The sequence below is a fragment of the Bacillus sp. LBG-1-113 genome (assembly GCF_020708615.1).
Lineage (GTDB): Bacteria > Bacillota > Bacilli > Bacillales > Bacillaceae > Bacillus > Bacillus mojavensis.
In genome coordinates this window covers 90,204-109,057 of record NZ_JAJFDG010000007.1, presented here as the reverse complement: position 1 = coordinate 109,057, position 18,854 = coordinate 90,204, and the positions used below count along the sequence as shown (strand labels likewise).

The window sequence follows — 18,854 nt, the reverse complement described above, 5'->3', positions numbered from 1 at the left end:
TGATAATAGACCAGTCACTATATTTTATGATAGCAATTCAGTAAGGTGGGAATGTTATGAGCTATGGAGATGCTCGTGAGAAAATCCTTTCTGCAGCTACCCGGCTTTTTCAGCTGCAGGGGTATTACGGAACGGGACTGAACCAGATTATTAAAGAAAGCGGTGCACCTAAAGGCTCTCTTTACTACCACTTTCCCGGCGGTAAAGAACAGCTGGCAATTGAAGCCGTGAATGAAATGAAGGAATACATCCGCCAAAAAATCACAGACTGCCTGGACGTGAGCCCTGATCCCGCGGAAGGCATTCAAGCCTTTTTGAAGGAGCTCTCCTGTCAATTCTCATGCACAGAGGACATTGAAGGCCTGCCCGTCGGCTTGCTTGCAGCAGAGACATCATTGAAAAGCGAGTCTTTGCGAAAAGCCTGTGATGAAGCCTACAAAGCGTGGTCCCTTGTGTTTGAGGAAAAATTGCAGCTATCAGGTTACAGCGAGAACCATGCCAAGGAAGCAGGCATCGTCATTAACGCCATGATTGAAGGCGGCATTCTTTTATCATTAACAGCAAAAGACAGCACACCGCTTCTTCATATCTCCAGCCGCATTCCAGCTCTGTTGAAGAAATAAATAAAGAGACATACTACTACAAGCTGAATGAATACATTCAGATGAATGAGAGGAGAAATACATTTGGAAACAGCAGCTAAAGCATCTCAGCAATATAAAGTGATGCCCATTATGATATCTTTGCTGACGGCCGGTTTTATCGGCATGTTCAGTGAAACAGCGCTGAATATTGCGTTAACTGACCTTATGAAGGAGTTACACATTACAGCGGCAACCGTTCAATGGTTAACAACAGGCTATTTGCTTGTCCTCGGTATTCTTGTTCCTGTTTCAGGTCTGCTATTGCAGTGGTTTACAACAAGACAGCTTTTTACTGTGTCACTGATCTTTTCAATCATAGGCACCCTGATTGCGGCGCTTGCGCCTAGCTTTTCATTTTTATTAGCGGCGAGAATCGTTCAGGCACTTGGAACGGGACTCCTATTACCGCTCATGTTTAATACGATTTTGGTGATTTTTCCGCCTCATAAACGGGGAGCGGCTATGGGAACAATCGGACTTGTCATTATGTTTGCGCCGGCAATCGGCCCTACATTTTCCGGGTTGGTTCTTGAGCACCTTAACTGGCACTGGATTTTCTGGATCTCTCTCCCGTTCCTTGTGCTTGCGCTCATTTTCGGTATCCTGTACATGCAAAATGTGTCTGACATCACAAAACCGAAAATTGATGTCCTGTCTATTATTCTGTCGACGATCGGTTTCGGCGGCATTGTGTTTGGATTCAGCAACGCGGGTGAAGGTTCTGGCGGATGGTCCAGCCCGACTGTGATCGTTTCACTTATTGTCGGTGTTATCGCCCTTATTCTATTTTCAATCCGTCAGCTTACGATGAAGCAGCCGATGATGAACCTGCGTGCGTTCAGATACCCGATGTTTATTTTGGGTGTCATTATGGTCTTTATTTGCATGATGGTCATCCTGTCATCCATGCTGCTTCTGCCGATGTACTTACAAGGCGGCTTAGTCCTAACAGCATTTGCCTCAGGACTTATTCTCTTGCCGGGCGGTATTTTAAACGGATTTATGTCACCTGTCACAGGCCGTCTGTTTGATAAATACGGACCTAAGTGGCTTGTTATTCCGGGATTTTTGATTGTCACTATTGTTCTGTGGCTCTTCTCAAATCTCACGACAGCTTCCACAGCAGTGCTGATTATCGTGCTGCATACCTGCTTGATGATCGGGATCTCCATGATTATGATGCCTGCTCAGACAAACGGTTTAAACCAGCTTCCGCGTGAGTTTTATCCCGACGGCACTGCCATTATGAACACACTTCAGCAAATGGCGGGCGCGATCGGGACAGCGGTTGCGGTCAGCATCATGGCTGCCGGTCAGCATGACTACATGAGCAGCGTAAAAAATCCAGCCGATCCAGCAGTCATTCCGCAGGCGTTGACAGCAGGCGTTCAGCATGCGTTTGTCTTTGCGATGATTGTTGCGATTATCGGATTAATTGCCGCTTTCTTTTTGAAGCGAGTAAAGGTTGATCAATAAGAAAACCCCCTGATCTTGAGGTCAGGGGGTTTTTTATGCCTATATCGGACAACACACTCAAGCAAGACGCGAGCGGCGCCGAAGGAGGTGAACAACTATTTTTAGGTGATCGCTTTTAACGCGCGGATAAAATCGCAGCCAATTCATCAATCGCATAACGCAGTTCGCCCTTCGTATTGTAAAAGTGAGGAGCGAGACGGATGACATTGTCCCGCGGAGCGCAAATCACGTTTTTCTTTTTTAGTAACGCCGCCGTTTCCGATGCCCGTTCATCCCGAATGGAAACCATGCCCGGCTGCTGTCCTGATGGTGCCCCCTCAAGCTTCAGCCCTTTTTCAGCAGCATATTGACACGCATCGGCAATCACGGCTTTTATATGATCGCGGATACGGGACATTCCGATCTGATTCAACAGCGATAAAGCCGCAGCTGCTGCATACACGCTAATAAAAGCAGGGGTTCCTGTTTGAAAACGCCTCGCGCCTTCTGCATAAGACGACACCCCAAACCCGTTTTCCCGCCCGAACCAAGCAGATGCTTTTGGCTTCAGCTCATTCGCCAGCTCTTTCCTCACATAAAGAAACGCCATGCCCGGTATGCCGAGCATATACTTTCTGGTGCCTGCCGCCAGCATATCAATGCCCCATTCCTTCACATCAATGGGAATATGCCCTGCAGATTGATAAGCATCCACAAATAACATCGATCCCTTTCTCTTGGTGATGGCAGCGATGGCTTTTATATCCTGAATGCAGCCGTCACGGTAATGAACGTGCGGAACACAGGTCAGCACCGTCTCTTCCGTGATATATGTTTCATATTGTTCGAGCGGCAGCTCTCCGTCTATTGAAGGGATCACAGATACATTATAATCAGATTGCGCCTGCCAAATATGAGACACCGCCGGAAAATCCATCTCCGTATATACAACATGTTTCTTTTTAACAGCAGACAAGGATGATGCCACGGAAATCAGCGCATCAGAAACTGAAGGCACAATCGCAATCTCATCCGGCTCAGCACCTATCAGCCTCGCAAACTCGTTTCTGGCGCTCTCTGTCTTGTCAATCGCTTCATTCCAGTTCGTCCCCCTATGCAGCAAGCTGTCATGATAATCTTGTATCGCCTTTGACACCGGCTCTGCCAACGCGCTCTGTGAGCAGCTGGCAAGCATGATGCGGCTCTGCACGGTTGGGAACAGATGTCGGTACTGCTGCGGCAAAAGTTCCATTCTGATTCACTCCTTTTTATTATTTTGATGAAAAATCCAGAAATAAACAATAGAATAATAGAAAAGGAGATGGTAACCATGAGAAAAAAAGTGCTTTTCACAGGTTTTGATCCTTTTGATCAGGAAACTGTCAATCCATCGTGGGAAGCGGTGAAACAGCTGAATGGCTTTGAAACGGATCAGGTGATCATCGCTTCGGAACAAATTCCAACTGTGTTCAGAACCGCTCTCGACACTTTGCGGCAATCAATTCATAAGCATCAGCCGGACATCGTGATCTGCGTCGGGCAAGCCGGAGGCCGGATGCAGGTAACACCGGAACGGGTCGCGATCAATCTTGCAGACGCGCGTATCCCGGATAATGAAGGAAGCCAGCCGATTGATGAGGAGATTGTTCCCGGCGGGCCTGCTGCTTACTGGACAGGACTTCCGATTAAACGCATCACATCTCAAATGAAGGAAAACGGCATTCCGGCAGCTGTTTCCTATACGGCCGGCACATTTGTATGCAACTATCTGTTCTACGGGTTAATGGATCACATTCACCGTATGTCTCCGCACATTCACGGCGGGTTTATCCACATTCCGTACATTCCGGAGCAAACAATCGACAAAACAGCGCCGAGCCTCAGCCTGGACATGATCGTCAAAGCATTGAGGATCGCCGCTGTTACGGCCGCACAATATGATCAGGATACGAAGTCACCCGGCGGCGCGCTGCACTAAGCGGCGGCCGCTTCACTGGTCAGTCTCTTTTTGTATACAAACGCTGATAGTGTGACGCTCACTTCAAACAGGACAAGCAGCGGAATCATGACGAGAAAATCAGAGATAAAGTCTGGCGGGGTAATCAATATGGACACCACGATCAGCAGAAAATAGGACAGCTTTCTCGCTTTGGCCAGCCGGTATGGATTTAAGATGCCTAACCTCGTCAAAAACATCACCACGAGCGGCATTTCAAACAGAAAACCAAACGGCAGGCTCAAATTCACCATAAACCTGAAATAGCGGTCAGCGGTAAACATCGTTTCAAAGTGTCCGGCAGACAAATGGGTCAAAAAGCCGAGAACGATCGGAAACAACACAAAATACCCGAACGAGATGCCGGCCAGAAACAGGGCGAATAATCCCGGTATGTACATCAGTGTCACTTTTCGCTCCGTGTTTGTCAGCGCCGGCGCTACAAAACGCCAAAGCTGATAGGCGGCAACGGGGATGGAGGCGGCAATCGCACAAATGCCGGCAAGCATCATATATACCCAGAGAATTTCACTCGGTCCGAGAACAGCTAATTTTCCGTCAAAATCTCTGATCAGCCAATCATAAATGTCCTCCACAAACAAAAAAGCCGTAATTAAAAACAGAAGAAAAGCCGCAAGTGTGAAAATAATCCGACGGCGAAGCTCTTCTAAATGTCCGATCAGATGAGTTTCTTTTTTATCCATATAAAAAAGCCCTCCCTTTCATGAGAAAAAGAGGCAGACCATGCGTCTGCCTCATCAGCACTCAGCCTGCGTTTTTGTCCTGCTTGACCGCTGACAGCTCAGCTGATTTTTCTTCTTTTTCATCACCAGACACAAGTGATTTTGTGGCGCTTTTGAATTCCAGCAGAGTCCGACCGGCGGCTCGCCCGATTTCAGGAAGCTTTGAAGGGCCAAAGATAATGAGGGCGATGACAAAGATCAGAATCAAGCCGGGTATTCCAATATTTGAAAACATCATGTATCACTCCTTAATGCGTAATTTTTGCCCGCTTTTTGATCATTTGTTTTTCATGGGCTTTGTTGTGCTCAAAGAAACGATCCTCTTCGACTTCATTGGATTGTTTCACTCCGCCTTGAACCATTGTCGAGGATACCTTTCTCAATCCGGTTTGGTCTTTTTGATAGACGAATGAAGCCCGTGTGGAAATGGCTGCTCCCGGCTCTGTCACAAATGGCATTACCCGATAATCAGCTTTCCACTGGGAAGGCGTCACTGTACAGCGGACATATCCGCGGTAATCGTTAAAGAACTTGATATGTGGATTTTCCTTTAAAATTTGATCGGTATCCGCCCGCTTATCCGCTCCGTTTCCTCCGGATGTGATGGAGGTGCCGACAAATTCAGCCCCGAAAATTTTCGAGCTTGTTTTATTAAAATCGACATGCAGATTCGATGCCCAGCTTGCGTGTACATCTCCTGTCAGCACGACAACATTATTTAAATTTTTGCTTTTAATGTAATTGACGACCCGTTCGCGCTGAGCCGGATAACCGTCCCATGAATCCATGCTGTAGATCGGGCTTGAGCTTGTCCCGAAATTCCACTTTGCAAAGAAGATTTGCTGTGCCAGCACATTCCAATATGCAGTCGAGCTGTTCAAATTGTTGAAAAGCCACTGCTCCTGTTCTTTTCCTAACAGGGTCCGATTCGGATTGAGCGATTCATCAGATGGCGGCTTATTGCCATCGTTATTGGCTTGGTCATCTCTGTATTGGCGTGTATCCAGCACATTAAATGATGCCAGATTTCCGTACGTAAAGTGGCGGTACAGCTGCATATCCGGACCATTTGGCAGAGAGGAGATGCGGAGCGGCATATGCTCATAATAAGCCTGATACGCCGCCGCACGGCGCAGTACAAACGCATCAACCGACTGCCCTTTTTCCGGGATTTTATTGGCATAGTTATTTTCAACTTCATGGTCGTCCCACGTGACAACCCACGGAAACGCCGCATGCGCCGCTTTTAAATTAGCGTCTGAACGGTATTGGGCATGGCGGTTTCGATAGTCCTGCAGCGTAATGATTTCTGCGCTGTTGTGTGTACGGACATTGCCTGTTTTCGATACATATTCATTTGGCCCGTACTCATATATGTAATCACCAAGATGGAAGACAAGGTCCAGCTTTTCCTTCGCCATATGCTTGTAGGCTGTATAATAGCCATGCTCATATTGCTGGCAGGAAGCGAAGGCAAAGGTCATTTTCGGCACATTGGCACCAGGGGCGGGCAGTGTTTTTGTTTTTCCGACAGGACTTAGCTCATGTCCGGTTTTGAATCGGTAATAGTACACTTTGTTCGGCTCAAGCCCGTCCGCTTCCACGTGAACAGAATGAGCGAGGCTCGGTTTGGCCATTTCAGTGCCCTTTCTTACGATCTTGCGGAAGTGCTCATCCTTTGCCACTTCCCATTTGACAGGCACAGCCTGGTTCGGCATCCCCCCGCCGTTCAGCGGATCTGGCGCCAAACGCGTCCAGAGCACAACGCTGTCAGAAAGCGGATCTCCTGAAGCAACGCCGAGCGTAAACGGATAACTAGAGAACTTAGGTGCAGCATTTACTTCAAATGCTCCGACTGACTGAGCAATGGTTAACCCAAGAGAAAGCCCCGCAATTTTTCCAGCCCCCTGAATAAATTTGCGGCGGTCAAACGTATTGTTCTGAAAGCTTTCGTCTTTCAATTTCTTTACCCATTCGTCAAAACGACTGTCATATGCCATTCCAGATCCCCTCTCTTCTCATTGATCGCTTTCATTATAGGAAACTATTGTTAATTAGCTGTGAAGAAGTGTGAACGGTTTGTAAGCACTGAACATGGGAAACAGGACTTCCTTCACAGCCCTTTCGCCGAAACATGCCGATAGCTGGCAAAACGGCGTATTTTCTGCAAATCCTGTCGTTTGCAAGCCGCCCTTTTTACCTATTTTTCTTCACATGATCTTAAAAAAACAAAAACACCGAGCGATTTTGCATAATCACTCAGTGTTCGGGAAGGCTGTCTGTTATTTAGAAAACAATCTGCTGAAAAAGCCCTTTCTTTCCGGTTTTACAGCAGCAGGCTCTTGTTCTATTAAAATTCCTTTTTCCTTCACTTCTTTCAGCCAAAATGGAAATTCAGTAAGCAATGCATCATAAAGCTCATCATCAGAGATGCGTTCAATGTCTTCGATATGCAGGAAGTTTGCGTTATCAACAACACGTCCTTCTAGCGTATCCAGTTTATTAAGAAAATCGAAGTTGCCGTTACCGATGCCGACAAACTGCCAAAACACCGGTTTATCAGAGGCCGCTTCAATAATGGGTTTGATCGTTTTTTTACACCCGCCATCATTAATAAAAACGATAAAAGCGGGATATGAACTCGGTTCTTCCACAACATATTTATGTAACACATCCTTCATGACCGGCGGCTCATCATTTCTCCCGAATTTATGCAAGAGCTCATTATTTAAAATTTCGCGATCAACATAGCCTGAAAAATCGATTTCAGAGACTGGCTTTAACCGTGAGAATTCATTATCATAAACCCATACATCCAGCAGGCCGTTATCATCAAATTGATCAGCCACAGCCAAAATCCGCTCCACCACTTTTTGAACCGTCCCGTTTTTGTACAGCGTTCTCATTGAACCGGTAATATCCAGCACCAGTCCGACACGAGCCGTCACCTTGGTTAACTGCTTTTTCTCCAGTACGATTTTTATGCTCTTCTTTTGCAGGTCAATTGTCGCCATTTTGTCATCTCCTGTAGTTCTTTTCTACGATTATCTCACAGGAATATTTTCCAATAAAGAAAAAACACCGTTCAAATGCGAACGGCGTCCTGCCCCTAAAAAGTGTTATATACGTTTTCACATGTTTCGGCCGTCGGCTGATAAAAACAATGTGACTTGTATCTGGCTACAAACGGCTGGTTATACCAGGTTGACGGGCAGTTTCCTCCCGGCTTGAAATACCACAGGCTGAATTTTGCCGGCCAGAACCTCTCCCCGTTTATCGTCCGGCGCGCCAAGGCCCGCTCGCTTTCCCGAGGTCTTTGATAAAAGTATCCATGGGTCACCGCTTCAAACGCATGCGGCTGAAAAATCATCTGCCTGATGGTGCGGAGGCCTTTAAAATCAGAGCAATTGGCCCTCAGCCGATTAATCCCAACATTGCCGACAAGCAGCATCCCCTGCTTACCTTCACCTTCCGCTTCCGCTCTGAGCAGCCGTGCCATCAAGTTGACATCAGCACTTGTTGCTCTCACAACCGCCATCACGTCACCTCCCCTTTTCTCCTTTCATCATATTGCAATACCCAAAGAGTGATGACGGAGGGACAGGAGAAGTTTTAAAATTTATTCTCGGAATTGCTACAGAGGCCAAATATCAGTGCGATAAAAAACGGGCGGGTGAGCGTTAGGGAACTTGCGATAAAAGCCCTGGTTTCACGGACCGGCCAGTCCCCTGTTTGCAACCGCCGCCAATATGCTTTATGAAAAACACAAAATAATGTTTAACTTTCCGTATTTGAGGAATCATACATAACAAATCAGACAATAGAAGGAGGAACCTTATCATGACACATGTGAAAGCGCTCGCGATTAAAGGTATTATGACGATTATTGTTTTGTATTTGGTGCTGGGTCTTGGCTTTGGTTTCACGTTTGGTGATACGCTGCTGATGACAGTTGTGTTAGGGGTTATTTCTTATTTGCTTGGAGACCTTTATGTCTTGCCCCGGTGGAACAATATGATCGCCACTTTGGCTGATTTCGGTTTGGCATTTCTCGTGATTTGGCTGATGGGCATGCCGCTTTCTATGGGAATGACTGGCGGAGAAATTGCGCTGGCGGCTCTATTTGGAGCAATCGCCATGGCCATCGGGGAATATTGCTTCCATTTCTATATGATGAGCAAAGAAATTGGCAAAAAGCATTATCTTGAAACAAGAACAGATTCATAACAAAAGGCCGGTGCTGACAGCATCGGCCTTTTATAAAACGTCTTCCCGGTCTATGTTTCGGACAGACCAAATCGCTATCAAGATGCCGATCGCACCTAAAGAAAGCGGAATATAGATAATCGTTGCCAACGAAAACTCGGGGCTTTGCTGACTGATCAGAATCGTCAATATAACCGAAGAAATGATGGCAGCCGGAACAGAGCGTTTCCTCATCCCAAACCATAAAGGAATGAAACTCAAGCACGCAGCCGAAGCAGCATATATCGCCATACTGACGATTTCTTGTCCGATAGTCTGGACTGTTAACATCGCAGGTGTAAGTTGATAATATTGATTGATTTGCGCAAAGATGAATGCAAGCACAATTTCAGACACCATAATGGTGATAAACGTCAGTCCGCCTGTAATCAGCAGCTTGGCAGCAATCAGTTTTTTCCGGCTGATGGGATATGTAAACATGACAGTAATGGTTTTATTTTTGTACTCGCTGATAATCAATTTGGCAATCAGCACACTGGCAAAAACAACAAATACAGACCTTACAAACGTTCCAAGCAGAAATAACGTGGATACCGCATCAGTCATCACCTCTGGCTGCGTAAGTTTTTTTTCTTCTGAAGCAATTAAACACATAAATCCGAGGATGCATAGATTTGCAATAACGGCGCCTCTGTAATACCAGCCTAATTTTATTTTTTTCAATTCAAGTTTCATTACATTCAACATGTTGTCTCAACTCCGTATTCAGGCATCTTGTTTGTCTGCTTTCCTGACCGCCATGTATGAAAAAAACAAACCGACAGCCGCAAAAGATAATGGAAGATATACAATGGAAGAAAGGGACAGGCCCGGGCTTGTTGAACTCATCAGCATGACAATCACGACAGATGAAATGATGGTTGCCGGGACAGAGTGCTTACGCATCCCAAAAAAGATGGGAACTAAACTGGTTCCAGCGGCGCCAAAAGCGAAAACCGCCATTTTTACCGAATGCTGAGACATGACATCGGCGCTCAATTCTCCCGGAATGACATGGTAGATCGAGTTCAGCATATAGTAAGCGGTTGCTACGAACGCATTTGAGACCAAAATGGTGATAAACGTCAGCCCGCCTGAGATGCTAAGCTTGGCAGCGAGCAGTTCTTTCCGGCTGATCGGGTACGTGAACATCACTTGAATCGTTTTGTTTTTATATTCCGATATGACTAATTTGGCGATCAGCACGGCGCCAAAAACGATAAACACCGCTCTGACAAAAGTGCCAATGACGAGAAATGCATCATCCATGCTTTGGAACGATTCAGCGCCCTCCGCTTTTTCTGTGTAACTGACCAACCACATAAAGCCAAGGATAATCAGGTTGGCAATGATTACTCCTCTTACATACCATCCCATCTTCATCTTTCTTAATTCGATTCTGATCAATTTGAGCAACGATCCCGTCTCCTTTACGCACTGATGTGATTGCCATTGATCAGGCTGATGAAGTAGTCCTCCAGTGACGTATACTTTTTATTCATTGATTCGATGTCTATATCATTTAAAATCAGCGCTTTTGATATAGTACCCTGTGTTAATTGAGCGTCATAAATTCGGATGGTTTTGTCATTTAAGATTTTAAAGTTGGCAATGTGAAGTTCTTTCTCAAGCACAAAGCAGGCTTTTGTCTGATTCGTCGTAACGAGTTCAATGTATTCTGTGTTTTGTCCTCTGACATCTTCCATCGACACCTCTTCCAGCAGCCTGCCGTCACGAATGACGCCGATTGTGTCCGCAATTTGTTCGATTTCACTCAGCATATGGCTGGAGATTAGCAGTGTCATTCCATACTCCTTGCTTAATACTTGAAATAAGTTTCTGATCTTTTTAATGCCGACAGGATCAAGGCCGTTTACCGGCTCATCCAATATAAGCAGTTCAGGTTTGGTGAGGATGGCCCGCGCTATGCCGAGCCGCTGCTTCATTCCAAGCGAAAATGTTTTGACGGGTTTCTTGTTGATCTGTTTTAAATTCACCATATCGAGCACTTCTTGAATGGCTTTTTTATTGTGATATCCCATATATGCACAATGCAGCTCTAAATTTTCGATAGCCGTCAGATTTTCATAGAAAATCGGATATTCAATCATGCTGCCGATCTTGCCGAGCACCTCATATGACGTATGGGTAAAATGGTTTCCGAGGATATTGATTTCACCGCTTGTCGGTTTAACAAGACTTGTCAGCATTTTCATGATGGTTGTTTTCCCCGCTCCGTTCGGGCCAAGAAAGCCGTAAATTTCACCTTTTTTGATATGCATGCTGACATCTGATACGACTTCTTTGCCTTGAAACGTTTTGGTCAGTCCGGTTGTTTGCACAATGTAAGTCAACGTTGTTGCTCCTTTCCCCTTGTTCCTGTTTCCTATTGTAACGGCAGGCCCTGTCTTTTTTATTTCTTCATTCTTAAGAAATTCTTACGATTGTTAATAGGTCATTCGTTTTAATGTAATCGTAAACGCTGTCCGTTCATACGGGTTGCTATGAAGAGAGATGGAGCCCCCCATTTTTTCCACAAGCCTTTTCGTGATCGTTAAACCGAGACCGCTCCCTTGGAATGCTTTGTTTCTTGATTCTTCAAGTGTGTACAGCCTCTCAAATACCCGCTGCTGGTCTGTTTCACTGATTCCTTTTCCGCGGTCCCATACGGAGATGGCGATGCTTGTCTCATCATAAGAAAGTGATAATCCGATAACCTTGCCATCCGCGCCATATTGAATCGCGTTGGATAATACATTTTGCAGGATACGGTCCAGCGCCTCTTCATTTGCATGCGCGTATACCGGCGTATCCGGTATATCAATCTCCGTGTTAAAACCTTTTGCCTGAACGGCATCATAGTAATGCAGGATATTTCGTTTGCATACTTCGTTGATATGTATTTTTGAGATCGGGATTTGTTTATCCTCAGATTCCAATTTGGCTAAATCAAAAAAAGAGTGGATCATTTGGATGAGTTCATTTGTTTTTTGGTGGAGCTTCTCAAGCAGCCTTTCCCGCTCTTTGTCCGGCATATCCCGGTCACTTTGGATGGCTTCGATATAACCGAGAATGACCGTCAGAGGTGTTTTGAGATCGTGCGACATATTGGTCAGCATCCGTCTCATGGAATGCTCTGTTTTTGCAAACCGGGCGTTGATATGCTGATGACCCTCGGCAAGCAGATTGATGTTGACGAGCAGGTCCCTGAGCGCACGGTCATCTGTATGCAGTAAAACCTGATCGGCCGATTCATTGTCAAGCATGGCGCCAAGCTTTTCTGCCGTATACGTCAAATTCCTGTCCCGGTTCTTTTTCATCATATATTGAATGACATTTAGACACGCCAAAGCGATGACAGCGGAAATCGTTAATACTGTCATTCTAAAACTCTCCCCATTTATAGCCGATGCCCCATAATGTTTTGATATATTGAGGAGACGATGGATCATCTTCAATCTTTTCTCTCAGCCTTCTCATATGTACATTAATGATATTTTGGTCGCCAAAGTACTCCTCATTCCATACGGAACGATAGATTTGTTCTTTCGTAAATACCTTCTTAGGATTTGATGCAAATAGTGTCAGCAGCTGCCATTCAGTTGACGTCAGCTGAAGCGGTTCGCCGTTTTTCAGAACGGACACATTGTCTATATCGATCGTCAGCTGGTGAACACGAATCACCTGATGTTCAGCCGGTTCATTCGACGAATATTGCGTCGCCCTCCGTATCGCTGCTTTGACTCTGGCTGTCAATTCAATCATCGAAAACGGTTTGGCGATATAATCATCCGCCCCGAATCCCAACCCCAGTGCTTTATCAACATCTCCGTCTTTTGCTGAAATCATTAAAACAGGAACGTTGCTTTTTTCCCGGATGATTTTCAGAAAATCCATGCCGTTCAGCTTCGGGAGCATGATATCAAGCAGAATCAAATCGTATGAATCCTGCTGAAACAGCCGGATGCCTTCTTCACCGTCGAAGGCATGTACCATCTCAAAGCCTTCTTTTGTTAAATAATGATCCACCATTTCACTGATTGAATGGTCGTCCTCCACAAGCAATATGCGCTGCATCCTCTCACCTAACCTTTTTCATAGTCAAAAAAACACACATGTCATTACGCTTATTGTAATTGAAAAACATGTGTGTTTTACAAAATTTATTTTTTTTCCTGTTTTCAGCTTTTACCTGCAGCCGCTCAGCTCAGCTTTTCTCCTTTACTTGTTGATATGTTTTTGGATAAAATCCAAAAGCGTATTCCCTTGTGCAGTGAGAATGACCCCCTTCCCGCTGCATGCCGGACAAGGTTTGCCTTCTATTTCACCGGCTCTTTCACAATGCGGACAAGCAATCTCCAGATCATCAGTTGCGATTACCATTTGAATTCCTCCTTTCCCATTGATCAAACATGGACCACCAGCCTTCTTCCATCGGCCGTCACCTCCTTTAAGAAACACAAAAACCCCCATCCTATCAAAGGACGAGGGTCTCGCGGTACCACCTTTATTAACAGCTAAAAAGCCATTCGCTCATCAGTACAGAAAACGTCAGTTTCGATACTCCTCTCTTGGTAACGGGGAGAGAATCCCGGCATTGCCTACTATCTATTCAGCAAAGCAATTCAGAAGCCCATTCGGCATCAGGGGAGGATCGGTTCACACCTGCCACCGACTCTCTGAACCCCGCTCACTGATGCTTACTTGCTCTTCCTCACAATTGTTAATCCGTTCTTTCTTTTTTAAAATTTATAATACTCCGTCAATTCAAGGAAGTCAATTCTTAATCCAATTTAGATTGGCCAAGTGCTTCCAGAGCCATATTTATGTGCTCCTCCTGCTGTGTCTGAAGAGCGAACTTGGCAATTTCCAGCGGATACGCCGCCTGCATCTCTGAGATGTGATCCTGCATTTTTGACCATACACGGCCGCCTGCCTGATCATAGCATTCAAGCAAACGGGCTGTTTCTTTTTCTCCAAAAATCATGTGGTAAAAGACAAAATCCTTAGCTGGATCGGCGACTTTCGCTTCTGTCCAATCCAGAAGGCCTGTGATGTGTTCGGCTTGATCAATAAGGATATGCGCCGGATGGAGATCGCCGTGTATCAGCGCGGAAAAACCGGGCCAGTATGCATCATCATTGATCCACGTTTGCCATCTTTCCCAAAGCTGCTTAGATACGCCAAGCTTATTCTTTACATCATCCATAGATTGAGCTGTCATTTGCCTAAAATCTTCTGGCTTCACCACTTCTATTCCGGATAGGCCGGCAGATGTTTGATTCATGCCATGTAATTCTGCCAGTATTTCGGCAAGTGTATGAATAAAACCGTCTGGCGGCGGCTGATGATTCATATTCCATACATACTGTTTCTGTTCCAAATCGATCCAAGCAGCAGGCGTTCCGCTAAGCTTCGGGTAAGCGATCAATTCCGGCGTATGAATTTTCCAATCAGGCACATCAGCTGTAAGATTCGCGCGGAGAAAGGCAAGCGTTCTGCCTTCTGAAGCTGCTCTTCCAACTACATCGCTTCTCCGCGGTTTTCGCAGCACCCATGGCATACCTGAATCATCCTCAGCAAATACAACATGAAAATCCATTCCCGTTTCATTCAGTTGAGCGTTATCAGAGTGAACCGTCAAACCATGATTGCGCGCAAGTGCGACAATTTCAGTGATAAGCTGCCTTTCGATAGGGTTTGTCATCTCTTTTCCCCTTTCTCATATTCCGCCTGTCGTTAGAGAGAAGGGATGTTTTTAAGGAACAAAAAAAGAGGGCAGCATCGCCACCCTCTTTTCATGACCATATAAGGGTACATACATAGGCAGATTCATCCCGATTCCCCGCGTCCAGGCGAGAGTCGTTCATTATTGAATTCGTGTCAATCGGAATATAATGAATGCCATGTCAGAACCCCTCCGTTCATTGTACGTTGATTTTCATTTTACATCATATTCCAGTGTTAATCTACTATAAAAAATGAATCAAGTCACAGGCGCGGGATTAAACAAACACAAATCATTATGAAGGCCCCAATGGTCCGCCCATGTTTGTTTCCTGCCGCTCGCTACATCTAAGATCATCCGAAAAATCTCCCAGCCGACTTCTTCGATACTGGCCTCTCCGGTAGCGATTCGCCCGGCATTGATATCGATTAAATCCGCCCAATGCTCTGTTAATGAATGGCGTGTAGATACTTTCAGCACCGGCGCAGCAGCCAATCCATATGGTGTTCCTCTGCCTGTCGTAAAGACCTGCAGATTCATGCCTGCCGCCAGCTGAAGGGTTCCGCACACAAAGTCGCTTGCCGGCGTCGCTGCAAACAGCAACCCCTTTTTCTCTGCCTTTTCTCCAGGCCCGAGCACACCGGAAATGGGACTTGTGCCTGACTTTGCTACCGATCCTAACGCTTTTTCCACCACATTGGATAAACCGCCTTTTTTATTGCCAGGTGACGGATTGGCGCTTCTGTCTGCTTCCCCCCGCCGCAGATAGCTGTCATACCACTTCATCTCATCAATCAGCGAACGTCCGACCTCTTCGCTGACAGCCCGCGGCGTTAATAAGTGAATCGCATCCCGCACCTCTGTCACTTCAGAAAACAAGACCGTTGCGCCTGCCCGAACCAACAAATCAGACGCATATCCCACTGCCGGATTCGCCGTCACGCCGGAAAAGGCATCACTGCCGCCGCATTGCAAGCCAATTACCAGGTCAGAAACAGGGCAGGTTACACGGACTCTGCTGTTGAGTCTGATCAACCGCTCCTCCGCCATTTCCATGATCGAATGAATCATATTCGCAAAGCCTCGATGATCTTGAAGTGAAATGATATGATCTTTTTCCTCAGGTGCAATCCGTGCCGGGAGGAGCTTTTCACATCCTAATCCGACCACCATCACTTCCCCGCCGAAGTTCGGATGCTTTGCCAGATTTTGAATCGTGCGGATGGGAATAACAGCGTCTGGGGCATTGATGGCCACGCCGCATCCATATTGATGATGAAGCGGCACGACATCATCGACATTAGGATATTTAGGGAGAAGCTCTTCTTTTATCCGTTTTACCGCATAATCCAGCACACCGACGACACACTGAACACTTGTGGTGATACCGAGAATGTTTTTCGTCCCCACACTGCCGTCAGCATTTCGATATCCTTCAAACGTATAACCTTCAAGAGGCGACAGCGGTTCGGGCACTTTGTTTGCGAGAGGGAGATCATGGAGTTCCGGAGGGGCGGGCATTCTCACCAAGGCTTCCCTCACCCAGCTTCCGCGTTTGATCGGCTGATCTGCAAATCCGATCACTTCTCCATAACGCACAATGGCATCCCCCTGATTCAAATCGGTTAAGGCCACTTTATGGCCTTGAGGAACATCTTCTTCAAGCATCAGCCCGCATGGAAAAACAGTGCCCTTTGGCAGTCCTCCGTCATTGACGATAATCGCCGTGTTATCTGTAACATTCACTTTGATGTAAAGGGGAGCTTGGTTTTGCCTAAGGTTCATTGCCATAAGAAAATCACTCCTCATAACTTAGTAAGCGTTTTCTAAATCGGTTCAAGAACAGCCGCAGATCTTACGTTTCAACTGCGGCTGTTTCAACAATTATTGATCATCCATACCCTTCAAAATTTTGTCACGGACAAATTTCAAATGCTCATACATGTGGTAATGAGCCTGGTAAGGGTCTCTTTTGGCAAGAGCGTCATAGATTTTTTTGTGGTATTCGACCGTTACATCCCTCTCCCTATACGGAATCTGGCTGTCGATTTTCGCATGGGTGATCAGCAGGGATTGAATCATGCCTTCGACAACGGGATTATTGGCACTTAACGCTATAATTCGATGGAATTCTTTATCGGCTTCTCCATAATTGTTGTCAGTGCTGCTGGCGATGTCGTCGATTGTTTTCTGTAAACGCTCGAGCTCATCTTCATTTATTTTTTCTGCGGCGATCGTCACCAGCCCGAGCTCTAACGCCATCCGCGCTTCAATAATAGCCGGAAGATTATCTGTCGCCAAAGCAAGCATGACGGAAAAAGGCTGCATCCCAATTTTGTCGTTGAAATACGTGCCGCCGCGGGTTTTTCTCGTGATAACACCCAGCGTCTCTAGTGAGCTAAGCGCCTCGCGAAGCACCGGTCTGCTGACATGTAAGATATCCATTAGCTCCATTTCTGTGGGCAATTTGTCTCCGGCCTTTAATTGTCCGCTTGACAGTAAATGGACAATCCGTTCAATGACTTGCTTAGCTAATGTTTTCCGATTGACTGTATCCACCTTCAGATCTTCTAAACCTTCGTACACGAACAACTCTCCCTTCAGTTGTTCAATTGTAAGACAAAATATTCGTTATGACAATATTTAGAATAAAACTTATCGCACGAGACACGGGCGCTTGCGGTCAAACTCCCAATTGCTGATCAGAAACTGCATAGGGATTGCATCATTCCGTGCGCCTAACTTCATTTTTCGATAGAGATCATGCGCTTTTTCGACTTGTTCCATATCAATATTGATGCCAAGCCCAGGCTTATCAGGCACCTTCACACAGCCATCAACAATTTCTAAAGGCTGTTTGGTTAAACGCTGTCCGTCCTGCCAGATCCAATGGGTATCAATCGCCGTGATGCGTCCCGGAGCTGCGGCCGCGACATGGGTAAACATGGCAAGGGAGATATCAAAATGATTATTGGAGTGCGAGCCCCACGTCAGCCCCCAATCATGGCACATCTGCGCAACCCGCACCGACCCCTGCATCGTCCAGAAATGAGGATCAGCCAGCGGAATATCGACCGCGTGCAGCTGAAGCGCGTGCCCCATTTCCCGCCAGTCAGTCGCTATCATATTTGTCGCGGTCCGCAGGCCTGTCGCGCGGCGGAACTCAGCCATCACTTCACGTGCGGAATAACCATATTCCGCCCCGCACGGATCTTCTGCATATGCGAGCACATCATGCTTTCCTTTGCATAATGCAATGGCTTCCTCTAATGACCACGCCCCGTTCGGATCAAGGGTGATTCTTGCCTCTGGAAAACGTTTTGATAATGCAGTGACAGCTTCGATTTCATCCTCTCCTGACAGCACCCCGCCTTTCAGCTTGAAATCCTGAAAGCCGTAGCGCTCCTGTGCGGATTCGGCAAGACGTACAATGGCCTCAGGCGTCAGCGCTTCCTCATGGCGGAGGCGGAACCAATCGCAATCTGACTGCTGATTGCTTTGATACGGCAATGTCGTCCGCCTTCGGTCACCGATGTAAAATAGGTAACCGAGCATCTTGACCTCATCCCGCTGCTGTCCTTCGCCCAACAAGGCCGCGACTGGTTCCTGAAGAAACTTTCCAAGCAAATCTAACAAAGCCGCTTCCAGCGCCGTAACGGCATGGACTGTAGTGCGCAAATCAAACGTCTGGATTCCGCGGCCTCCCCTGTCCTGGTCCGCAAACTGCTTTCTGACTGTTTGCAAAATCGACTGGTACGCCCCGATCGATTTACCGACAACAAGCGGCTCTGCAAGCTCCAGCGTGCGGCGAATAGCTTCTCCGCCCGGCACCTCGCCCACACCCTGATTCCCGCTGCTGTTTGTTAAGACGACAAGATTCCGGGTAAAAAACGGGCTGTGGGCGCCACTTAAATTCAGCAGCATACTGTCATGCCCCGCGACTGGAATTACTCTCATTTCAGTAATTGATGGAATATTCGATCTTTTTTCTTTTTGAACCTGTTCTTGTATGGATGAACTCATGTTTTCTCCTCCTTATAAAG

At 46.5% G+C, this 18,854-nt stretch carries 21 protein-coding genes, 1 pseudogene and 1 other annotated feature; of the genes and pseudogenes, 5 read left to right on the top strand and 17 right to left on the bottom strand.

Translation table 11 applies throughout. The annotated features are described in order from the left end of the window. Positions 1-56: 56 nt before the first annotated feature. Both LJF29_RS16240 and lmr(B) read left to right on the top strand, forming a co-directional pair. Positions 57-623 carry a TetR/AcrR family transcriptional regulator gene (locus tag LJF29_RS16240; RefSeq protein WP_229149636.1) on the top strand — a complete coding sequence of 189 codons (567 nt, stop codon included), beginning with the start codon at positions 57-59 and terminating at the stop codon, positions 621-623. Positions 624-680: 57 nt separating this feature from the next. Next, the gene (gene lmr(B) / locus LJF29_RS16235) at positions 681-2,120 is read left to right on the top strand and encodes a lincomycin efflux MFS transporter Lmr(B) (protein ID WP_081720880.1); all 1,440 of its coding nucleotides are present in this window, start codon (positions 681-683) and stop codon (positions 2,118-2,120) included. Between the two features lie 115 nt (positions 2,121-2,235). Here the strand turns inward: lmr(B) and LJF29_RS16230 are convergent, their stop codons facing one another. Beyond that, a complete protein-coding gene (locus tag LJF29_RS16230; protein ID WP_229149635.1) occupies positions 2,236-3,351 on the bottom strand; it encodes an aminotransferase class V-fold PLP-dependent enzyme in 1,116 nt (371 codons plus the stop codon). Positions 3,352-3,429: 78 nt separating this feature from the next. Here LJF29_RS16230 and pcp point away from each other — a divergent pair, with 78 nt between their 5' ends. After that, a complete protein-coding gene (gene pcp, locus LJF29_RS16225) occupies positions 3,430-4,077 on the top strand; it encodes a pyroglutamyl-peptidase I (RefSeq protein ID WP_168746858.1) in 648 nt (215 codons plus the stop codon). Here the strand turns inward: pcp and tatC are convergent. The 6 genes from tatC to LJF29_RS16200 all read right to left on the bottom strand — a co-directional run bounded on the left by tatC (position 4,074) and on the right by LJF29_RS16200 (position 8,376). After that, positions 4,074-4,799, bottom strand: coding sequence for a twin-arginine translocase subunit TatC (tatC, locus tag LJF29_RS16220; RefSeq protein WP_010332900.1), 726 nt, complete (start codon positions 4,797-4,799; stop codon positions 4,074-4,076). The two genes, pcp and tatC, sit on opposite strands and share 4 nt — an antisense overlap. 61 nt (positions 4,800-4,860) lie before the next feature. After that, on the bottom strand, positions 4,861-5,073 hold the full coding sequence (tatAD, locus tag LJF29_RS16215) for a sec-independent protein translocase protein TatAD (RefSeq protein WP_010332899.1): 213 nt from the start codon (positions 5,071-5,073) through the stop codon (positions 4,861-4,863). Positions 5,074-5,086: 13 nt separating this feature from the next. Continuing rightward, positions 5,087-6,838 carry an alkaline phosphatase PhoD gene (phoD, locus tag LJF29_RS16210; protein ID WP_229149634.1) on the bottom strand — a complete coding sequence of 584 codons (1,752 nt, stop codon included), beginning with the start codon at positions 6,836-6,838 and terminating at the stop codon, positions 5,087-5,089. A gap of 54 nt (positions 6,839-6,892) precedes the next feature. Beyond that, on the bottom strand, positions 6,893-7,042 hold the full coding sequence (locus LJF29_RS21260; protein ID WP_324255127.1) for a hypothetical protein: 150 nt from the start codon (positions 7,040-7,042) through the stop codon (positions 6,893-6,895). 78 nt (positions 7,043-7,120) lie between these two features. Next, positions 7,121-7,852, bottom strand: a complete 732-nt coding sequence (locus LJF29_RS16205) for a vWA domain-containing protein (RefSeq protein WP_010332897.1) — start codon at positions 7,850-7,852, stop codon at positions 7,121-7,123. 95 nt (positions 7,853-7,947) lie between these two features. Continuing rightward, positions 7,948-8,376, bottom strand: coding sequence for a cell wall hydrolase (locus LJF29_RS16200; RefSeq protein ID WP_010332896.1), 429 nt, complete (start codon positions 8,374-8,376; stop codon positions 7,948-7,950). Positions 8,377-8,678: 302 nt separating this feature from the next. Between LJF29_RS16200 and LJF29_RS16195 the strand changes: the two genes are divergently transcribed. Both LJF29_RS16195 and LJF29_RS21340 read left to right on the top strand, forming a co-directional pair. Beyond that, on the top strand, positions 8,679-9,065 hold the full coding sequence (locus tag LJF29_RS16195) for a YndM family protein (protein ID WP_010332895.1): 387 nt from the start codon (positions 8,679-8,681) through the stop codon (positions 9,063-9,065). Next, positions 9,037-9,098 (top strand): annotated as a pseudogene (locus tag LJF29_RS21340) (hypothetical protein); the annotation flags it as partial. The gene LJF29_RS16195 and the pseudogene LJF29_RS21340, both read left to right, overlap by 29 nt. Here LJF29_RS21340 and LJF29_RS16190 read toward each other — a convergent pair. The 10 genes from LJF29_RS16190 to gudD all read right to left on the bottom strand — a co-directional run bounded on the left by LJF29_RS16190 (position 9,096) and on the right by gudD (position 18,834). Beyond that, a complete protein-coding gene (locus tag LJF29_RS16190; RefSeq protein WP_229149630.1) occupies positions 9,096-9,791 on the bottom strand; it encodes an ABC transporter permease in 696 nt (231 codons plus the stop codon). The pseudogene LJF29_RS21340 and the gene LJF29_RS16190 sit on opposite strands and share 3 nt — an antisense overlap. Before the next feature lie 18 nt (positions 9,792-9,809). Next, positions 9,810-10,499, bottom strand: a complete 690-nt coding sequence (locus LJF29_RS16185) for an ABC transporter permease (RefSeq protein ID WP_267496087.1) — start codon at positions 10,497-10,499, stop codon at positions 9,810-9,812. Between the two features lie 14 nt (positions 10,500-10,513). After that, on the bottom strand, positions 10,514-11,437 hold the full coding sequence (locus LJF29_RS16180; protein WP_229149629.1) for an ABC transporter ATP-binding protein: 924 nt from the start codon (positions 11,435-11,437) through the stop codon (positions 10,514-10,516). Positions 11,438-11,530: 93 nt separating this feature from the next. After that, positions 11,531-12,466 carry a HAMP domain-containing histidine kinase gene (locus LJF29_RS16175; protein WP_229149627.1) on the bottom strand — a complete coding sequence of 312 codons (936 nt, stop codon included), beginning with the start codon at positions 12,464-12,466 and terminating at the stop codon, positions 11,531-11,533. Position 12,467: 1 nt separating this feature from the next. After that, entirely contained in the window at positions 12,468-13,148 is a 681-nt protein-coding gene (locus LJF29_RS16170; RefSeq protein ID WP_229149731.1) for a response regulator transcription factor, read from the bottom strand. Between the two features lie 156 nt (positions 13,149-13,304). After that, complete coding sequence (locus LJF29_RS16165) at positions 13,305-13,466, bottom strand: tryptophan RNA-binding attenuation protein (protein ID WP_168746852.1); 162 nt, start codon at positions 13,464-13,466, stop codon at positions 13,305-13,307. A 94-nt stretch (positions 13,467-13,560) separates the two neighbouring features. Further along, positions 13,561-13,810 (bottom strand) — a binding site (T-box leader). Positions 13,811-13,866: 56 nt separating this feature from the next. Continuing rightward, positions 13,867-14,790 (bottom strand): macrolide 2'-phosphotransferase MphK, encoded by a 924-nt coding sequence (gene mphK, locus LJF29_RS16160; RefSeq protein ID WP_229149626.1) that lies wholly within the window; start codon positions 14,788-14,790, stop codon positions 13,867-13,869. A gap of 279 nt (positions 14,791-15,069) precedes the next feature. Then, positions 15,070-16,602 (bottom strand): galactarate dehydratase, encoded by a 1,533-nt coding sequence (gene garD / locus LJF29_RS16155; RefSeq protein ID WP_229149624.1) that lies wholly within the window; start codon positions 16,600-16,602, stop codon positions 15,070-15,072. 93 nt (positions 16,603-16,695) lie between these two features. Beyond that, positions 16,696-17,397 carry a FadR/GntR family transcriptional regulator gene (locus LJF29_RS16150; RefSeq protein ID WP_010332886.1) on the bottom strand — a complete coding sequence of 234 codons (702 nt, stop codon included), beginning with the start codon at positions 17,395-17,397 and terminating at the stop codon, positions 16,696-16,698. 69 nt (positions 17,398-17,466) lie between these two features. Then, on the bottom strand, positions 17,467-18,834 hold the full coding sequence (gene gudD / locus LJF29_RS16145; protein WP_229149622.1) for a glucarate dehydratase: 1,368 nt from the start codon (positions 18,832-18,834) through the stop codon (positions 17,467-17,469). Positions 18,835-18,854: the final 20 nt, after the last annotated feature.

Coding starts and splice junctions, on each gene's coding strand:
- LJF29_RS16240 (WP_229149636.1), top strand. CDS start 57: ATGAGCTATGGAGATGCTCGTGAGAAAATCCTTTCTGCAGCTACCCGG.
- LJF29_RS16230 (WP_229149635.1), bottom strand. CDS start 3,351: ATGGAACTTTTGCCGCAGCAGTACCGACATCTGTTCCCAACCGTGCAG.
- pcp (WP_168746858.1), top strand. CDS start 3,430: ATGAGAAAAAAAGTGCTTTTCACAGGTTTTGATCCTTTTGATCAGGAA.
- tatC (WP_010332900.1), bottom strand. CDS start 4,799: ATGGATAAAAAAGAAACTCATCTGATCGGACATTTAGAAGAGCTTCGC.
- tatAD (WP_010332899.1), bottom strand. CDS start 5,073: ATGTTTTCAAATATTGGAATACCCGGCTTGATTCTGATCTTTGTCATC.
- phoD (WP_229149634.1), bottom strand. CDS start 6,838: ATGGCATATGACAGTCGTTTTGACGAATGGGTAAAGAAATTGAAAGAC.
- LJF29_RS16205 (WP_010332897.1), bottom strand. CDS start 7,852: ATGGCGACAATTGACCTGCAAAAGAAGAGCATAAAAATCGTACTGGAG.
- LJF29_RS16200 (WP_010332896.1), bottom strand. CDS start 8,376: ATGGCGGTTGTGAGAGCAACAAGTGCTGATGTCAACTTGATGGCACGG.
- LJF29_RS16195 (WP_010332895.1), top strand. CDS start 8,679: ATGACACATGTGAAAGCGCTCGCGATTAAAGGTATTATGACGATTATT.
- LJF29_RS16190 (WP_229149630.1), bottom strand. CDS start 9,791: ATGTTGAATGTAATGAAACTTGAATTGAAAAAAATAAAATTAGGCTGG.
- LJF29_RS16175 (WP_229149627.1), bottom strand. CDS start 12,466: ATGACAGTATTAACGATTTCCGCTGTCATCGCTTTGGCGTGTCTAAAT.
- LJF29_RS16165 (WP_168746852.1), bottom strand. CDS start 13,466: ATGGTAATCGCAACTGATGATCTGGAGATTGCTTGTCCGCATTGTGAA.
- mphK (WP_229149626.1), bottom strand. CDS start 14,790: ATGACAAACCCTATCGAAAGGCAGCTTATCACTGAAATTGTCGCACTT.
- garD (WP_229149624.1), bottom strand. CDS start 16,602: ATGGCAATGAACCTTAGGCAAAACCAAGCTCCCCTTTACATCAAAGTG.
- gudD (WP_229149622.1), bottom strand. CDS start 18,834: ATGAGTTCATCCATACAAGAACAGGTTCAAAAAGAAAAAAGATCGAAT.